We start from the raw sequence: 16397 nt of genomic DNA, 5'->3' as shown, positions 1-16397 counted from the left end.
AGTTTCTAATTTTAAGTTTGTGACTTTAGTTCACATGTTGATTTGAACTTCAAGAATTGGTCTTCAAATAAATATCGAAAGGAGTTAGCTTTCATAACAAATAATAATAATTCGTCAGAATAAAAAATGAACAAACGAGTTGATGATAGATAACTCATTGTTCCAAAACAGGTTCTTAAAGGACCGATTGAGCGTTTTTTAGCTAAATCTTTGTTTTGATTTATTAACTTTTACCCAGAGTACAAGGTTGTAGAACCGCCTTGCTCTAAGGTTCTGTGCGCTGGGTTGCCATGTCAGATTAGGATTACAATATGATTATGTATGCCAAAAATTTATTTTCGCTGGCATATTTCTATAAAAAACAAAAGTCAGAGGAAAGTAAGAAATATTTCTGTCACTCGAGGGCTTTAATATATTCAGGCTTATCTTGCATAGGGCTCTTTGCCCTTTCTTTCCCTGTCTATGCCGAGCAAGACATAAAAGTCCCGATGGACTTGTCGAAGTGGATATATAATGGAAACCAGTTTGAATGCAAACTGACACATACGGAAGTAGCGGAAGGGAAGTTTTATTTCCGCGCACTGCCCAATAATAAATTATTTTTTCAAATTGATCTGAGCAATATTAATAAGAAATTTGTTTCAGGTGAGTTATATTACCAGGCACCGCCTTGGGCGGTTAATTCCTCCAGCGTGCCTTTGTCCAGCGCAAAACTGGATGAAAAACAATCCGCGCGGTTTCTTCAGGGCATTGATGAATTATTGCTCGCAATGCAAACCGGTCATTGGATCAAACTTTCTCTGAGCGGAAATAAAACTTCCGCCTCTCAGGCACTGATTATTCCAACGATGCAGGCTGCTGATGCCATCAGTCGCTTTACCCGTTGCCGCGATAATCTGCCCGCCATGTCTTATTCCGAAGCACGGGATGTGGTTTTGTCATTCGCCTTTGGTCAGCGCAATTTATCCACGGCGCAAACCCGTCGCCTTAAAGCACTGACTAGCTACCTTAAAGCGGATAAGCGCGTAACCCGCATCCTGATCGATGGCTACACCGATAGCGTCGGCTCAACTGTTTCTAATCTGGATATTTCTCGTCAGCGTGCCGAACTTGTGGCCGCAGAGCTGAAAACGCTGGGCGTGAAACCGGAGATGTTGGAAGTGCGTGCTCACGGCGCCCGCTACCCGCTGGCGACCAATAAGACCGAACAGGGGCGCGCGAAAAACCGTCGGGTAACGCTGCGCCTGGTTCGTGACAATGAGAGTGTGGTGCCTGCCGCTTCCACTGAAACAGTTAAGGTTCAATGATGTTGAAAACAGAAATTTTGTTGGTTGAGCCTAACGATCATTACGCTCAGCCGGTTATCCAGGTCTTGGAAGACGCGGGCTACCGTGTGACTCATGCCCGTACCGGACGCAGTGCGCTGATCGATGTTTCTGCGACCATTACTCTGGTCAGCTCCAGTTTGCCGGACATGTGTGTACGTGAATGGGTGGCTTGCCATCAGAAACAGCGCAACGCCGGTGTTGCCATTGCGATTGTGGATCAGGAGCAGGGCATTCTGGCTGCTGAAACGATGAAAGCGGGTGCGACGGATTATCTATTGCGTCCGTTTGAGTCCAATCAGTTACTTAATTTGTTGCGTCGGGTGGAAGCACTGGGTCGCCCAATGGCCAATATCGTTGCTGAAAGTTGGCGTAGCAAACAGGTATTGCAACTGGCTCATCGCGCGGCGTGTACCAGTGCCAGTGTGCTGATCACCGGGGAGTCCGGTACCGGAAAAGAAGTGCTGGCTCGTTATGTCCACGAGCATTCACCTCGTGCAGAAGGCCCTTTTATTGCTGTTAACTGCGCCGCGATTCCGGAGTCGATGCTGGAAGCGGTGCTGTTTGGCCACGTAAAAGGCGCGTTCACGGGGGCGACTGGCTCACAGAGCGGTAAATTCGAAGAGGCCAATGGCGGCACCATTCTGTTGGATGAAATCGGTGAGATGTCACCAGCGGTTCAGGCCAAATTGCTGCGGGTGCTTCAAGAGCGTGAAGTGGAGCGGGTCGGCAGCCACAAAGCGATCCAACTGGATATCCGCGTGATTGCAGCGACCAACAAAGATCTGCGCGAGGAAGTGCAAAAGGGCACGTTCCGCGAAGATCTTTATTACCGTCTTGATGTTTTGCCGCTGCACTGGCCGCCGCTGCGCGAGCGACGGGAAGACATCCTGCCGATCAGCCAGTTCTTCATCAACAAATATCAGGACAGCAGCAAATGCCACCTGTCCGATGATGCCAAATCGGCGCTCAGTCAGTACCACTGGCCGGGCAATATCCGAGAACTGGAAAACGTTATTCAACGTGCGCTGGTGATGCGTCATGGTGATTACATCACAGCTCAGGATCTGATGCTGCCGGTGGAAGTGACCGCGTCCACGCCTGCGGCGATGCCTTCGGAAGCGTTCGGTCATATCGAAGCGAAGAAGCAGGCGGAATTCCAGTACATTTTAGACAAACTGCGTCAGTTCGGTGGCAACCGGACTCAGACCGCGAATGCCCTTGGTGTATCAACCCGCGCGCTGAGATACAAGCTGGCGGCGATGCGCGAACAAGGTATTGATTTACAGTCGGAGCTGGGCTCGGCTGCCTAAAGGAGAAAAAGTATTATGGCAAGTCAACCAATTAACCAAGCGGTATCGGCCGAGCAGCTGATGCTGGCCAAGATGGACATGATGACCAACCAGGTTCAGCCTGATTTTGTGATCAGCGCGAATCCTCTCGATATGAAAACGGTCAACGCACCTCTGTCTTTCTCACAGGCGATGACCAGTGTATTGGATGTGGTGAATCAGCATCAGTCTTTCGCCAGTCAGAAAATGACGGCGGTAGAAACCGGTGCCAGCGACGATCTGGTCGGTGCGATGGTCGCCAGTCAGAAAGCCAGTCTTTCGTTCGATGCTTTGATGCAGGTGCGCAACAAAGTGGTCTCGTCTATTGAAGACATCATGAAGATGCCGGTGTAAATCATGTCAGACATTTCAACTCATGTAGCAGGAGCCTCTATGAATCCGGGCGCGGGCAGTATGTCCGCACCGAAAGGCATGGATGAGTTCACCACAAAAGTGAAACAGCTTTGGTCGAGCAGCCAGCGCAACCTGGTGTTGTCGGCCGTTCTGGCGGCGATTGTCGCAGCAATCATCGTGGTCGCGCTGTGGAGTTCGACTCAGAGCTTCCGTCCGCTGTACAGCCAGCAGGAACGTTTTGATACCGGTGAGATTGTCTCGGTACTGGAAAGCGAAGGGATCAGCTACCGCCTGCAAGAGCAGAACGGTCAGGTGCTGGTGCCGGAAGGCGAAGTCGCACGTATCCGCATGTTGCTGGCGGCCAAAGGCGTAAAAGCACAATTGCCAACGGGCCTGGATTCTCTGAAAGAAGACAGTTCTCTGGGCACCAGCCAGTTTATGGAGACGGCCCGTTATCGTCATGGTCTGGAAGGTGAGTTAGTCCGCACTATCATCTCACTCAATGCTGTGACGAACGCACGTGTGCACCTGGCGATTCCTCGTCAGACCCTGTTTGTGCGCCAGAACAGTGAAAATCCGTCAGCCTCGGTGATGCTGGAACTTAAGCCTGGTGAAGATCTGAAAACCGGTCAGGTTGAGGCGATCATCAATCTGGTGGTGGGCAGTGTCACGGGCATGAAACCCGAGTTTGTCTCGGTCATTGACCAATATGGCCGTCTGTTGAGCGCCGATGTGGGATCGGCAGAAGCGGGCAAAGTGAACGCGAAATATCTGGAATATCAGAAGAACGTTGAAAAGCAGATCATCCAGCGCGCCGCCGACATGCTGACGCCGATCGTCGGTCCGAGTAACTTCCGTGTCCAGGTCGCGGCCGATATGGATTTCAGCCAAATTGAAGAGACGCAGGAAATTCTCGACAACGCACCGGTGGTACGTAACGAGCACACTATCCAGAACAACTCGATTGATAACATTGCTCTTGGGGTTCCGGGCACGCTGAGCAACCAACCGGCCGTCACCGGGGAAGTGCCGACTCAGGACAGCCAGAACACCAACGCACGTTCGGAAGTCAATCGTCAATACGCTGTCGGTAGCAGTGTACGCCGTACTCAGTATCAACAGGGTCAGGTGAAAAATCTCAGTGTTTCTGTGTTGCTGAACTCAGCCGCTGCCCCGGATGGCAGCGCGTGGAGTGATGGTGACAAAGAGCAGATCTCGCAGATGCTGCGCGATGCGGTAGGCATTGAAGCCACCCGCGGTGACAGCTTTAGCCTGATGAGCTTTAACTTTACGCCGATTGAAATCGATGCAGCGCCATCCATTCCATGGTGGCAGGATCCGACCGTTCAGCAACCATTGCGTTACGTGATTGGTGGCATGCTGGGTCTGGCGATGATTTTCTTTGTTTTGCGTCCGTTGATCATGCACCTGACTGGCGCAGATCGTATGACTCAGGAGCTAGAATTTGCCGAGCCGCCGCAGGAAGAACCGGTCTACGAGAACCTGCAAACACGCGAAGAGCGCGAGCATGAAGAAGCGCTTAACCGTCGTCTGTCTGAACAGGGCATTGAGTTCTCTTCAGGCCTCGACAGCACCAGCGATATGCTGCCGCCTCCGGGCTCGCCGCTGGAAATCCAACTTAAACATCTGCAGCTTATCTCTAACGAAGAGCCTGAGCGCGTAGCCGAAGTATTGAAACAATGGGTAAACATCAATGAGCACAGCAAAATTCACTCGAAAGCAGACGCTTAGTTACGTTGAGCAAACCGCGTTGGTGTTGCTGGGTATGGGTGAGGACGCAGCGGCTAAAGTGCTGCGTCATTTCTCCCGCGATGAAACCCAGCGGGTGACCAAAGCGATGGCAAAACTGAGCGGTATTAAAAGCGACAGCGCCCGCAACGTGATTCAGAATTTCTTTGAAGATTTCCGCCAGCACAGTGGCATTCGCGGCGCGTCGAAAGAGTATCTGTCGAATACTTTACGCAAAGCGCTTGGCAACGATTTGGCCAAAGGCTTGCTGAACAACCTGTATGGCGATGAGATTCGTAACAATATGCAGCGTTTGCAGTGGGTGGAATCGGAAACACTGGCGCGTTTTATTACTAATGAACACCCGCAGATGCAAGCCATTTTCCTGGCCTATCTGCCGCCGGAAAGCTCGTCAGAAGTGCTTAAGTTCCTGCCAGAAGACTATCACGATGAACTGTTATTCCGTATCGCGCGCTTGCAGGATGTGGATCATCAGGTTGCCAAAGACCTCAGTGAGCTGATCGAGCGTTGTATTGAGAAAGTTTCCGCCAACCAGAGCGCTCCGTTATCGGGCGTGAAACAGGCGGCGGACATCATCAACCGTTTCGAAGGCGACCGGGCTGGTCTGATGGAAATGCTCAAGCTGCATGATGAAGATGTGGTGAGTGAAATCGAACAGAACATGTTTGAGTTTATGGTATTGGGTCGTCAGCGCGAAGAAACCATGGATCTGCTGGTACAACAGGTCCCGCTGGATCTGTGGGCATTGGCATTGAAAGGCGCCGATATCACGCTGCAACAGGCGATCAAACGCTCCATGCCGCAACGTATGGCGAGCGCACTGGAAGAAAACATGCAGTCGCGTGGTGCTGTGCCTCTCAGTAAAGTCGAATCGGCCCGTCAGGAGATCATGCAGATCGTTCGTACGATGGACGACGGCGGCGAAATTGAGTTGTTGTTGTATGAAGAGCCGACGGTGGAGTAAGCCATGCCAACCAATAAAGTATTGAATCTGCCGCCTTCTGGCTACCGGCTGCACCGTTTTCCACCTTTGGCTCAGCCAGTGGTGGCAGACGAGTTTGACGATGAGTTGGGCTGGCAGCAAGACAACCAGCACGACATTCAGCAACAGCTGGAGCAGGGGTTTCAGCAAGGGCTGGAGCAAGGACATGAAGAAGGGTTCCGTCAGGGATTGGATCAGGGCAAACAGCAAGGGTTGCTGGATGGCCAGAAAGAGGGCTTCCAGAAAGGCTTTGTGTCTGGCGAACAGTCGGGCAAACAGATGTTTGTCGAAGCCACTAAGCCAGTCAGTGAACTGTTTAAGAGCTTGTCCCGCTGGCAGGCAGAGCGCGAGCAGCAACAGCGTCATATGATCTGTGAACTGGTTCAGAAAGTCGCGCAGCAGGTGATTCGTGCTGAACTGACCCTGATGCCTCAACAAATCCTGTCGCTGGTGGATGAAACGCTGGAAGCCATGCCAGGCAAAACAGAGAAAGTGACGGTACACCTGAACCCTCAGGATTTGGAACGCATCAGCCACATCAATGCGGATTTGCCGGCGAGCTGGAAACTGGTGCCGAACAACGAACTTCCGGTCGGCGGTTGTCACTTGGTCACGGAAGAGGCCGAAGCCGACGCCAGCTGTGACTCACGTCTGCAAGCGTGTATGGATAACGTGAAGCAACATCTCTTAGATGAGGTCGCGCCAGCACCAACACAGACAGAAGGTCGCCATGAGTAACAGCCGGGCGCACGAAATCCTGTCGGAACGTCTGAGCGAGGCCATTGCCTCGCTCGATTCGGTTCCGGTTGCCCGGGTAACCGGGCGACTGGTGAAAGTCAACGGACTGATGCTGCAGGCGGTCGGTTGCCGTTTCAAGCTGGAGCAGCGCTGTTTGGTGGAAACCGCCGAAGGCGACATGATTGAAGCTCAGGTAGTCGGCTTTGACCACAGTGTGGCGTACCTGATGCCCATTCGCCGTTTGGGTGGGCTGTTCGCTGGCGCCAAAGTGGTGCCTCTGGAAGGGGACAGCACGGTGCAGATAAGTGCGCAGTGGCTGGGTCGGGTCGTCAATGGTCTGGGCGATGCGTTGGACGATGGGCCGGTGCTGAGGGGGGGCGATCGTGTTTCACTTGAACCCAAACCGATCAACCCGCTTAAGCGCCGGCCGGTCGACACCCCTTTAAATGTTGGTGTGCGCGCCATCAATGGTCTGTTGACGGTCGGCAAAGGTCAGCGTATTGGCCTGATGGCCGGCAGTGGTGTTGGTAAGAGTGTCCTGATGGGCATGATCACACAGAACACCGAAGCCGATGTGATTGTGGTTGGTTTGATTGGTGAACGGGGACGGGAAGTCCGCGAGTTTATCGAGCGTAATCTGACTCCCGAAGCGCGTAAAAAAGCGGTGATCATTGCGGCGCCGGCCGATGAGTCTCCGCTGATGCGTCTGCGTGCGACATTACTTTGCCATCGTGTTGGGGAGTATTTTCGCGATCAGGGCAAAGACGTCTTGCTCCTTATGGACTCATTGACCCGTTACGCCATGGCGCAGCGCGAAATAGCTCTGTCGCTGGGTGAGCCGCCCGCCTCACGCGGTTATCCGCCGTCGGTTTTCAGCATTTTGCCACAGTTGTTGGAGCGTGCCGGAAACAGCGAAAACCCGCACGGCAGCCTGACGGCGATCTACACCGTTCTGGCGGAAGGGGACGACCAGCATGATCCGGTTGTCGATTCTGCCCGGGCAATTCTCGACGGTCACGTGGTGTTATCGCGTCAGCTCGCAGAGCAAGGGCATTATCCGGCGATTGACATCAATGCGTCGATCAGTCGCTGTATGGCCGCGTGCACACAAACGGCACACAGCACAGTGGCGAATCAGTTTCGTCAACTCTACTCTAACTACCTTCAGGTCAAAGAGTTGCTGCCGTTGGGCGGGTATCAACCGGGCCAGGATCCTGAACTGGATCAGGCGGTGGCAATGTATCCGCACCTTAAGGCTTATCTTCAGCAGCCAGCCAATGAAGCGGTCGATTTCCCGGCCAGCCTGAGTGCATTGGCGCAATTGTTCCAGGGACAGGAGTAACACATGGATGACGGTGCCAAACTGAAAGCGGTCGGTCGCCTTCAGCAGGTGGAAGAAAAACGTCGCGACCAGGTCGGTCAGCAATTGGAATCGATGCGGCAACGCCATGCGCACGTCCAGCTTCAACTGGCGCAGTTAGCCAAACTGAAGAACCATTCAGGGCAGTCTGCGCTTAATACTCCGGTGCTCAATAGCGCGACCTTGATGAACCTCAGCCGGGTCGACACCATGTTACAAAAGCTGTTGCGTCACCATGAGCATGAGCAGGCGGTCATGCAGGCGCAATGTTCTTCTGTCCAGAAGCAGTTGGAGCACAAACACGCCCGCGTGATGGGGCTGGAAAAAGTGCTTGAACGCTGGCGTACCAAACAGCGTTATGAGCAGGCCTGCAAAGAGCAGAAGCAGTTGGAAGATCTCATCAATGCCAGACTGAAAAAGCGCGTGATATGAATAAGGCCACAGTGATGTGGCCTTTATTTTTTATTCAGCATCTATCGTCAGTGGCGGGACAGCCACTTCGAGGAAACTGGCGATGACCCTGAAAAGTTCCCCTTCACTGACAGACACCTTCCCGTCGGATTCAATCACCATTTTGCAGGCCTCCAGAAAGCGCTGTTTGTCTGCCGGTCGTAACTGAACCAGTTGTTCCAGTGCAGAACGCGTTAACGACCAGTTCGGATTGGCGGCATCCAGCTCGGTCATTGGTAGCGTCAGGTGTTGCAACGCGCGTTGATACGCCGTGGCCGACGCCTGTGCGCTGGTCTGGCTGAGCCAGCTCAGCTCGCGCAGTACCCAAATCACGCTCTCTTTTACCTGTTGCAGTGTCTTACGTTGTGGCGCCGGGTGTTTTGGGGGAGACACCAATTTCTCCATCAGGTTGATCACACACCACTCATTAAGGGCGTAATGGTTATCCAGTTTGGCCATCTCCGTCAGTCCGCGACAAAAATTGCTGATTTGCTCTGGACTCATGCTTTTCAGCGCAGGTACCGCCAGTTCCAGCAGCGGCAGACGCAAATGGGCTTTGAGCTCAAAATCAAGCCAAGGCATGTATTCCTGATGAGAGCCTTCCGGCAGCATGCGGTCAATCAACTCACGCTGTTCGTCACTGCCATCGAATATCAGCAGCAGCGGAATAAAGCGTGCACTGTAAGGCTCACGTGCCAATTCGAGCAACGCGTCTGGCAATTGCTGCATAACCCGTTGCCCAACCTGGCTCTTCTGCTCTGAGGTCAGCGGTGCATCATGGCTTTGGGGAGCGCTGAAGCCACTCATTCCGGCGACTTCATCGTTTGTTGTCCTGACTTGAGCGTGCTCGGCAAAGTCTCCGTCCCAGTCAGGTTGAATGCGAAGAATCCGTTCGTGCAGCGGGGGATGCGTGGCGTACAACATGGCGGATAAACCGCTCAGCTGCGCCTGACCAAACATCATGTGACTGACTTCTTTGGTTGACTCTGCCTGCAATTGCGACTGTTGAGAGTGGGTGGCAATTTTCTTCAGTGCGTTTGCAATACCACGATCATTTCGCGTGAACTGCACCGCGCTGGCATCGGCAAGAAATTCGCGTTGACGTGAAATGGCCGCCTTAATCATGGAGCCGAACTGTGTCCCCAGCCAGCCAAATACGGTCAGCACCAACGCGATCACTAAAATCAAGCCAGCGCCGCTGCCTTTGTCTTTGTCATTGGAAGAGCGAAACTGTGATGCGCGGCGTTGCGACTGCATGGCGCCACGCATCAGAGCCTGACCCAATAACCCCATGCAGGTGATGCCAAACAAGGTGCCGATGAGCCGGGTATTGAGTCGCATGTCGCCGTTGAGAATATGGCTGAATTCGTGCGCCATTACGCCTTGTAGCTCGTCTCGGTTAAAAGTATCAAGCGCCCCTTGTGTCACGCCAATAATCGCATCATCAATGCTCATGCCCGCTGCAAAGGCGTTGATCCCATGCTCCTCTGCCAACAGATACACTGGCGGTACCGGCATTCCCGACGCCAGCGCCATCTCTTCCACCACGTTCAGTAGTCGCCGCTGTTTGAAATCGCTGGTATTGGTCGAAATCAGTTTTCCGCCCAGTTGCTCAGCAACGGCTTGTCCGCCGTGTTTGGACAACTGATGGAGGCGGTAAGCGGAAGAGATGCCCACAATCGCGGCAACACAGACAAAGCTGATGGCACCAAAGGCCAGGATCTCGTTCAGATTGAGGGAGGTATGTCCGTTGTCCCAGGACGTCGCGATGACGATCAGTAGACTGGCAACGACAGTAATCGACAGTAAGGCGAGAAAGAACAACACTACCAGCAATCCGGTTCGTGTTTTGGCACGATCCTGATGTTGAGCAAAATTCATCAGAAGCTCACCTTAGGCGCTGTCTGAATCTGCTCAGAATCGGCAAACTCGAGTAGTTTTCCGTCCTGAAACTTAAACAGGCCGGCGAACAACACCGGTGGGAAAGTCTGTTTGTACGTGTTGTAACTGGTGACCGCGTCGTTGAATGCCTGACGCGCGAATGAGATTTTGTTTTCTGTACTGGTCAGCTCTTCCTGGACCTGCATCATGGTCTGATTGGCTTTCAGCTCAGGGTAGGCCTCAACCACTACACTGAGTTTGCCGAGTGCATTTTGCAGCATGCCCTCCGCCTGCGCTAACTGATTGATGGCCGATTGGCTGTCCGGAGCGTCGCTGGCGGCTTTTAACCCGCTCAGAGCTTGGTTACGCGCTTGAATTACGCGTTCAAAGGTTTCCTGCTCGTGTTTCATGTAGCCTTTCGCGGTTTCCACCAGATTTGGGATCAGGTCGTAGCGCCGTTTAAGCTGCACTTCGATCTGGGCAAAGCTGTTTTTAAAGCGGTTGCGCAGTGTGACCAGTTTGTTGTAGATGCCGATGGCGTAAAACACCACCAACAGAATCACAGCCAGCACGATGATTGACGTTGTCATAAGTTGTCCTGTTTATTGGTTATAGAGATATCCAGTGATGCCATTATGTGCATCAATGACTAGCTTTGCTTATATAACGTGCTGTTTAAAATAGCAATATCAAGAGAAGGGTAATACATAAGCTGGGATAAGCCTGGCTTATCCGAGGTTGAGTCTGTTTGCGCAATAGCGCACAAGAGACGGCGCCAGACAGAAAAAATCCCGGCGAGAGCCGGGCATTGTCCATAACGTTGTCATAATAAATTTTTGTCTGGGGGCTTCAGTCCAACAGGCCGGTAGCTTGGAAAGTTTCCAGTTTGGCCAGATAGGGCTGCAAATCGCCAATGTGATTTCTCACCCAGTCCTGATCATAATAGGTATCCAGATACCGTTCGCCACTGTCGCACAAGAGGGTCACAATCGAGCCGGTTTCACCGCGTTGTTTCATTTCACTCGCCAGTTGCAGTGCACCATACAGATTGGTTCCGGTCGAGGCGCCGGCTTTACGGCCAAGCACGTTTTCCAGCCAGTGAATGGTGGCAATGCTGGCAGCGTCTTCAATCGTACGCATTTCATCAATCACACCCGGAATAAAGCTGGGTTCGACACGTGGGCGGCCGATGCCTTCGATTTTACTAAAGCGCTCACCAGTCAACTGACGGTTACCACTGCGATAAAAGTCGTGGAACACCGAATGCTCCGGGTCTACCACACACAGTTTGGTGTCGTGTTGCTGGTAACGGATAAAGCGTCCGATGGTGGCGGATGTTCCGCCAGTTCCCGGGCTCATCACCACCCAAGAAGGAATAGGGTAGCGCTCCATGGTCATCTGGCTGAAAATAGAGTTGGCAATATTATTGTTGCCGCGCCAGTCGGTTGCGCGTTCGGCGTAGGTAAACTGGTCCATGTAATGCCCCCCCAGTTCCTGCGCCAAGCGGTGTGATTCTGCGTAGATCTGATCCGAGCGGTCAACCAGATGAGCTTGGCCGCCATAAAACTCAATTTGTTCAATTTTCTTACGCGCGGTGCATTTAGGCATCACGGCGATAAACGGCAGCCCCAGCAACCGGGCGAAATAGGCTTCAGACACGGCAGTGCTGCCTGACGAAGATTCAATGATGGTGGTGTCTGGGCCAACCCAGCCATTACAGATCGCATACAGAAACAACGAACGTGCCAGACGGTGTTTCAGAGAACCGGTCGGATGTGTACTTTCATCTTTCAGATAGATATCGATGCCATCCAGGACCGGTAGATCCAGCTTGATCAGGTGAGTGTCGGCAGAGCGCTGGTAATCCGCTTCAATTTTGCGAATCGCATCGTTAATCCAGTTGTGGTCGGTACACATAGGGTGTTCTCCGTAAGAGTTATTATGATGATAAGGTATCCTTTCCTATGGAGAAATGCTTTGCTTTTTTGTGCATGGATTTTAGAATTTGGAGAAAATTATTCTCTTTATTGGTGAGGTGGAGAAATGAATCTGGATAATACCGACAAGCGTATTCTGGCGCTGCTGCAGGAAGACTCGACGCTGTCACTCAACGATTTGGCAGAAGCGGTCAACCTGACGACCACCCCCTGCTGGAAGCGATTGAAAAAACTTGAAGAATCGGGAGTGATTGAAAAGCGGGTTGCATTGCTGAATCCGGAAAGGCTAGAGCTCTCTTTCACCGCTTTTGTTTTGATCAAAACCAGTGACCACTCGCATGAGTGGTATCACCGCTTTGTCGAAACGGTGGTGGAATTTCCTGAAGTCATGGAGTTCTACCGTATGGCCGGAGAGTACGATTACATGATGAAAGTTCAGGTCAAAGACATGAAATGTTTTGATGAATTCTATAAAAAGCTGGTCAACAGTGTGGATGGGATATCAGACGTTACGTCTACCTTTGCCATGGAACCGCTCAAATACACCACGGCACTACCAATCCGGCATAGTTGAGGCGCCCGCTCTCCAGATGAGAGCGGGCCAGTGGTTATTTGTTGGTGTAGCGCATCACACCTTCCTGAACCGCTGTCGCGACCAGATCGCCGCTGCGATTGTAGATCTCGCCGCGGACCAGGCCACGGGTGTTGCTCGCCGTCGGGCTTTCAATCACATACAGCAGCCATTCGTCCATTTTGAATGGACGGTGAAACCAGATGGAGTGATCAATAGTGGCAACCTGAAAATGAGGTGTCATCAGCGATACCTGATGCGGGTGCAATGCCGTGACTAAAAAACCCCAGTCCGAAGCGTAACCCAGCAAATATTGATGGATCAGTTGATTGTCCGGCACCGCACCGTTGGCACGGATCCACAAATACTGCTTGGGATCTTTCTTCTCGGGTTTGAGCGGATTCACCACCACCACCGGACGGGTTTCAATCGGTTTTTCACCGCAGAAGGTGTGGCGCAGTTTCTCAGGCAGATACTGCGCGATGCGCGATGCCAGTTCTGATTCCGACGCAAAGTTCTCGGGCCCCGGCACCTCAGGCATGCTGATCTGGTGCTCAAAACCCGGCGCTTCACCATGGTAGGACGCGGTCAGGTAGAAGATAGGCCGGCCGTTTTGGATCGCCTTGACCCGGCGAGTGCTGAAACTGCGACCATCACGCAGGTTTTCGACGTCGTAAATGATCGGTTTCTCCGGATCGCCCGGATAGAGAAAATAGCTGTGAAACGAGTGCACGGTACGATCGGACTCAACCGTGTAGCGGGCGGCAGACAGCGCCTGACCAATCACCTGACCTCCGTAAACCTGTGGTAAGCCGAGGTTCTCGCTCTGACCGCGAAACAGGCCTTTTTCCAGCTTTTCCAGTTGCAACAGACTCAACAGTTCGTTTAAAGGTTTACTCATAACTCTTGCCTATAGTGTCAACGTCAAAGTATTCAAAACTTTACACAGTCAAAATCTTGTCAATACCATGGTCGGACCATGACTCTTTACCGAACAGCACCTATAATCCTTGGGATTTTAATTCTTTATGCGAGGCTTTATGAAAAAGGCACTGTTGTTGGTCATGTCAGTGGTATTGGGTTCGGTTCTTTTCGGTTGTCAGTCATCAGAATCTGAAAAGGAAGCGGCCATGCAAAACATTACAGGGACAATTGCTTACCGTGAGCGCGTGGCTTTGCCAGACAACGCCGTTGTAACGGTTTCACTACAGGACGTTTCGCTAATGGATGTCGCTGCCGACGTTATCTCAACCACTCAGTTTGAAACCAACGGTGCTCAGGTTCCGTTCAACTTCGATATTGAGTATGACGGCAGCAAAATTAAGCCGGGCCACACTTACAGCATCAGCGCTCGTATCGAAATTGACGGTAAGCTACGCTTCATCACCGATACGATGAATGCCGTCATTACTGATGAAAATAACACACAAAAAGTCGATCTGCGTCTAATTAGTGTCGCTGGGCAGTAATAAATTTGTGAATTGATAAAAATGGCAGCCTCAGGGCTGCCATTTGTAGTTACGGAGTTTGACTTTGCCTGTCGGACTCACTTCGATCCCATCGGCTTCCAGATGCGCTTTTTGTCGTTCTAAATCCCGTCCTTTCAACGAGATCTCGCCCTTACTATTAATGACCCGGAACCAGGGGAGTTTAGAGCCTTCAGGCAAGTTCCCGAGCGCTTTGCCAACGTGCCTGGCATACCCCGGATACCCCGCCATTCGAGCAACGTCCCCATAGGTCGACACTTTTCCGGCCGGAATTTGGTGAATTACCGCAAAGACTTGAGACAAGAATTGATTCATACTGACATTGTCCTAATTCATTGTTACCACGGATAGGTATAAGGAGTGGGCATGGTATTTTCTACCTTTCAATTTCTGATCACAACGGTATTGGCTGTTGTTTGTGCTCGGGCTATCAGCTTGAGTGAAGGGGACATCCCGGTGTTGGCACTGATCATTCCCGTATTATGGGTATTGCCACAGGGTGGGGTGGCGGGGTTATTGCTGCTGGCGGTGATGGCAGTTTATGGCCTGACATTGCCTTATCAGCCAATCGCCTTATCGGTTTCAGTATGGATATTGTTCCCGTTGATGATGGTGGTGTTTTCGAGACGCAGCAGTATTGGAGTGATACTGACTACGGCACTGATCGTGATCACGCTCCAGGTAGGGATCATGGTGACGCAATCGGCCGGAAAACTGGGCGGCAGTGCGTCTGTGACGGTCGTCCAGACTATCGCGGTCATTCTGGCCTGGTGGGCGACTCGCTATTGGAAACCGTCCGGGCAACACAGCTGGTGGGCGCTAGGGTTGGTGCTGCCATTGTGGCTGGCCGATCTGCCATACGCGGCGTTGGTGGCGTTATGCGCAACAGGCATTATCGCTTCGCTGGAAAGCCTCAACCGCGCGTCGTTTCAGTGGAGCAAGCTGCTGTGCTGGATACTACCGACGGTCGGGTTTGCGGTTTTGGTCGTCATGCCGGACATTGAAGTGCCCAACCCGGTATTTGTGGTGTGGATTTGTCTGCTTGGCACCGCATGGATGACGGATTACATCCTCAAAAGCCTGGACGAGAACGAAGAAGTGTAGTTCTGATTCCGTCCAATCCGTCAAATCGATTAATTGCTAGGCACTTAACGGCAGTGACGGGGATTTTCCCGGTTTATGGGTTGCAATAGGCAAGCGGATACCTGATAATCCCTCTCGCTCTCTGGTGAACAACCTGAGATACAAAATCTATGGAGGCCCTGGTCCTCCCGCAACAATAGCTCGTGAACTCGGTCAGGTCCGGAAGGAAGCAGCCGCAGCGTGTGACTTGTGTGCCGGGATGTGGCTGGGGCCTCCACCCATCTGCGACGTTATTCCTTACTCATGCAGGGTTCTGCTAGGCAGCACTGTACCCATTATGTTTGCAATTCAGGTAAGTCATCATGTAGGTAAATGTAGAATGCGTGATGCATAATTTGTTCCGTAAGCTTAGCCTAGCCTCCTACTACCTACTTGACGTATTTACTTTTACATTCTCATAGTACGGATCATCATTTGGTGGCACTCCTTCGACATGGTCTTTCGGAAGTGTTCGAAGACAATGGTTGTTTAACGCAATATAATTTTCACCTTGCTGAGACTGATATCATTTATCAGTTAAACTGTACGCATAATCATACTGAACGACTCGACAATATATTTTTTCCAATAAGTCCTGAATTATTCAACTATGTTTTGGGGTGTATTTCTACGTGCTTCGATTTTAAGTACTTAGAAAAATCCTTAGCAGAAAGAGGCTTGGAAAATAAATATCCTTGATAATAGTTAACCCCGATTTTTTGCAAAAAATTTAATTGCTCTTCTGTTTCTATACCCTCTGAGATAACCAATAAATCTAACGCTTTAGAAAAATTTAATATTCCTTTCACGACTCTAGATGCTTTATCATCACTGATTACTTTAGATACAAAGCTTCTGTCGATCTTTATAAAGTCAAATTTGATCTTCTGCAAATAGTCAAAACTAGCATTCCCTGTCCCAAAGTCATCTATTGCGAAACTAATACCAAGTTCAGAAATGCTATTAACAAGTTTAGAGCCATACTCCAAGTCTTTAATAATATCTGTTTCTGTCAATTCAAAACAAACCAAAATAGCTTTATCAGAAAAATTATCAATTATTTTCTTTGACTCTGAATACAACATACTT

Annotated in this window: 17 protein-coding genes and 1 other RNA gene; 12 read left to right on the top strand and 6 right to left on the bottom strand. The window is 51.3% G+C overall.

Annotation, left to right across the window (positions count from 1 at the left end):
* Positions 1 to 311 precede the first annotated feature (311 nt).
* The 8 genes from CAG64_RS13135 to fliJ are packed head-to-tail and all read left to right on the top strand — an operon-like array spanning position 312 to position 8292.
* Complete coding sequence (locus CAG64_RS13135; protein ID WP_161488877.1) at positions 312 to 1307, top strand: MotY family protein; 996 nt, start codon at positions 312 to 314, stop codon at positions 1305 to 1307.
* Positions 1307 to 2638: a sigma-54-dependent transcriptional regulator gene (locus CAG64_RS13130; protein WP_021704209.1), complete on the top strand. Its 1332-nt coding sequence runs from the start codon at positions 1307 to 1309 to the stop codon at positions 2636 to 2638. Before CAG64_RS13135 ends, CAG64_RS13130 begins: the two co-directional genes overlap by 1 nt.
* 15 nt (positions 2639 to 2653) lie before the next feature.
* Positions 2654 to 3010, top strand: coding sequence for a flagellar hook-basal body complex protein FliE (locus tag CAG64_RS13125; protein ID WP_021704208.1), 357 nt, complete (start codon positions 2654 to 2656; stop codon positions 3008 to 3010).
* A gap of 3 nt (positions 3011 to 3013) precedes the next feature.
* A complete protein-coding gene (gene fliF / locus CAG64_RS13120) occupies positions 3014 to 4762 on the top strand; it encodes a flagellar basal-body MS-ring/collar protein FliF (RefSeq protein ID WP_161488876.1) in 1749 nt (582 codons plus the stop codon).
* On the top strand, positions 4725 to 5744 hold the full coding sequence (locus CAG64_RS13115; RefSeq protein WP_021704206.1) for a flagellar motor switch protein FliG: 1020 nt from the start codon (positions 4725 to 4727) through the stop codon (positions 5742 to 5744). The genes fliF and CAG64_RS13115 overlap by 38 nt, the downstream gene beginning before the upstream one ends.
* A 3-nt stretch (positions 5745 to 5747) precedes the next feature.
* Positions 5748 to 6500, top strand: coding sequence for a flagellar assembly protein FliH (gene fliH / locus CAG64_RS13110; protein ID WP_161488875.1), 753 nt, complete (start codon positions 5748 to 5750; stop codon positions 6498 to 6500).
* Complete coding sequence (gene fliI / locus CAG64_RS13105) at positions 6493 to 7842, top strand: flagellar protein export ATPase FliI (protein WP_021704204.1); 1350 nt, start codon at positions 6493 to 6495, stop codon at positions 7840 to 7842. The genes fliH and fliI overlap by 8 nt, the downstream gene beginning before the upstream one ends.
* A gap of 3 nt (positions 7843 to 7845) precedes the next feature.
* Positions 7846 to 8292, top strand: a complete 447-nt coding sequence (fliJ, locus tag CAG64_RS13100) for a flagellar export protein FliJ (protein ID WP_021704203.1) — start codon at positions 7846 to 7848, stop codon at positions 8290 to 8292.
* A 30-nt stretch (positions 8293 to 8322) separates the two neighbouring features.
* On the opposite strand, the gene CAG64_RS13095 is transcribed toward fliJ, so the two are convergent.
* From CAG64_RS13095 to CAG64_RS13085, 3 genes are all read right to left on the bottom strand, one after another.
* Positions 8323 to 10191: a M48 family metallopeptidase gene (locus CAG64_RS13095; RefSeq protein ID WP_161488874.1), complete on the bottom strand. Its 1869-nt coding sequence runs from the start codon at positions 10189 to 10191 to the stop codon at positions 8323 to 8325.
* The gene (locus CAG64_RS13090) at positions 10191 to 10781 is read right to left on the bottom strand and encodes a LemA family protein (RefSeq protein ID WP_021704201.1); all 591 of its coding nucleotides are present in this window, start codon (positions 10779 to 10781) and stop codon (positions 10191 to 10193) included. Before CAG64_RS13090 ends, CAG64_RS13095 begins: the two co-directional genes overlap by 1 nt.
* 259 nt (positions 10782 to 11040) lie before the next feature.
* The gene (locus CAG64_RS13085; protein WP_161453783.1) at positions 11041 to 12108 is read right to left on the bottom strand and encodes a PLP-dependent cysteine synthase family protein; all 1068 of its coding nucleotides are present in this window, start codon (positions 12106 to 12108) and stop codon (positions 11041 to 11043) included.
* A gap of 126 nt (positions 12109 to 12234) precedes the next feature.
* Here CAG64_RS13085 and CAG64_RS13080 point away from each other — a divergent pair, with 126 nt between their 5' ends.
* The gene (locus CAG64_RS13080) at positions 12235 to 12702 is read left to right on the top strand and encodes an Lrp/AsnC family transcriptional regulator (protein WP_021704199.1); all 468 of its coding nucleotides are present in this window, start codon (positions 12235 to 12237) and stop codon (positions 12700 to 12702) included.
* 34 nt (positions 12703 to 12736) lie between these two features.
* Here the strand turns inward: CAG64_RS13080 and tesB are convergent, their stop codons facing one another.
* Positions 12737 to 13600, bottom strand: a complete 864-nt coding sequence (gene tesB, locus CAG64_RS13075) for an acyl-CoA thioesterase II (protein ID WP_021704198.1) — start codon at positions 13598 to 13600, stop codon at positions 12737 to 12739.
* Positions 13601 to 13739: 139 nt separating this feature from the next.
* Between tesB and CAG64_RS13070 the strand changes: the two genes are divergently transcribed.
* A complete protein-coding gene (locus CAG64_RS13070; protein ID WP_161488873.1) occupies positions 13740 to 14168 on the top strand; it encodes a YbaY family lipoprotein in 429 nt (142 codons plus the stop codon).
* Positions 14169 to 14198: 30 nt separating this feature from the next.
* Here CAG64_RS13070 and CAG64_RS13065 read toward each other — a convergent pair whose 3' ends face one another.
* Positions 14199 to 14501 (bottom strand): DNA base-flipping protein, encoded by a 303-nt coding sequence (locus CAG64_RS13065; protein WP_161488872.1) that lies wholly within the window; start codon positions 14499 to 14501, stop codon positions 14199 to 14201.
* A gap of 51 nt (positions 14502 to 14552) precedes the next feature.
* On the opposite strand from CAG64_RS13065, the gene CAG64_RS13060 reads away from it, so the two are divergent.
* Together CAG64_RS13060 and ffs are read left to right on the top strand one after the other, a co-directional pair.
* A complete protein-coding gene (locus CAG64_RS13060) occupies positions 14553 to 15290 on the top strand; it encodes a hypothetical protein (RefSeq protein WP_161488871.1) in 738 nt (245 codons plus the stop codon).
* Positions 15291 to 15446: 156 nt separating this feature from the next.
* An RNA gene (gene ffs / locus CAG64_RS13055) (signal recognition particle sRNA small type) lies at positions 15447 to 15543 on the top strand.
* 373 nt (positions 15544 to 15916) lie between these two features.
* Here the strand turns inward: ffs and CAG64_RS13050 are convergent.
* Positions 15917 to 16397: EAL domain-containing protein (locus CAG64_RS13050; protein ID WP_161489321.1), on the bottom strand; the 481-nt coding region annotated here is incomplete at its 5' end.

The sequence above is a fragment of the Vibrio sp. V38_P2S17PM301 genome (assembly GCF_009904845.1).
GTDB lineage: Bacteria > Pseudomonadota > Gammaproteobacteria > Enterobacterales > Vibrionaceae > Vibrio > Vibrio proteolyticus.
This window is presented reverse-complemented; position numbering and strand designations above follow the sequence as displayed.

Coding starts and splice junctions, on each gene's coding strand:
- CAG64_RS13135 (WP_161488877.1), top strand. CDS start 312: ATGATTATGTATGCCAAAAATTTATTTTCGCTGGCATATTTCTATAAA.
- CAG64_RS13130 (WP_021704209.1), top strand. CDS start 1,307: ATGTTGAAAACAGAAATTTTGTTGGTTGAGCCTAACGATCATTACGCT.
- CAG64_RS13125 (WP_021704208.1), top strand. CDS start 2,654: ATGGCAAGTCAACCAATTAACCAAGCGGTATCGGCCGAGCAGCTGATG.
- fliF (WP_161488876.1), top strand. CDS start 3,014: ATGTCAGACATTTCAACTCATGTAGCAGGAGCCTCTATGAATCCGGGC.
- CAG64_RS13115 (WP_021704206.1), top strand. CDS start 4,725: ATGAGCACAGCAAAATTCACTCGAAAGCAGACGCTTAGTTACGTTGAG.
- fliH (WP_161488875.1), top strand. CDS start 5,748: ATGCCAACCAATAAAGTATTGAATCTGCCGCCTTCTGGCTACCGGCTG.
- fliI (WP_021704204.1), top strand. CDS start 6,493: ATGAGTAACAGCCGGGCGCACGAAATCCTGTCGGAACGTCTGAGCGAG.
- fliJ (WP_021704203.1), top strand. CDS start 7,846: ATGGATGACGGTGCCAAACTGAAAGCGGTCGGTCGCCTTCAGCAGGTG.
- CAG64_RS13095 (WP_161488874.1), bottom strand. CDS start 10,191: ATGAATTTTGCTCAACATCAGGATCGTGCCAAAACACGAACCGGATTG.
- CAG64_RS13090 (WP_021704201.1), bottom strand. CDS start 10,781: ATGACAACGTCAATCATCGTGCTGGCTGTGATTCTGTTGGTGGTGTTT.
- CAG64_RS13085 (WP_161453783.1), bottom strand. CDS start 12,108: ATGTGTACCGACCACAACTGGATTAACGATGCGATTCGCAAAATTGAA.
- CAG64_RS13080 (WP_021704199.1), top strand. CDS start 12,235: ATGAATCTGGATAATACCGACAAGCGTATTCTGGCGCTGCTGCAGGAA.
- tesB (WP_021704198.1), bottom strand. CDS start 13,600: ATGAGTAAACCTTTAAACGAACTGTTGAGTCTGTTGCAACTGGAAAAG.
- CAG64_RS13070 (WP_161488873.1), top strand. CDS start 13,740: ATGAAAAAGGCACTGTTGTTGGTCATGTCAGTGGTATTGGGTTCGGTT.
- CAG64_RS13065 (WP_161488872.1), bottom strand. CDS start 14,501: ATGAATCAATTCTTGTCTCAAGTCTTTGCGGTAATTCACCAAATTCCG.
- CAG64_RS13060 (WP_161488871.1), top strand. CDS start 14,553: ATGGTATTTTCTACCTTTCAATTTCTGATCACAACGGTATTGGCTGTT.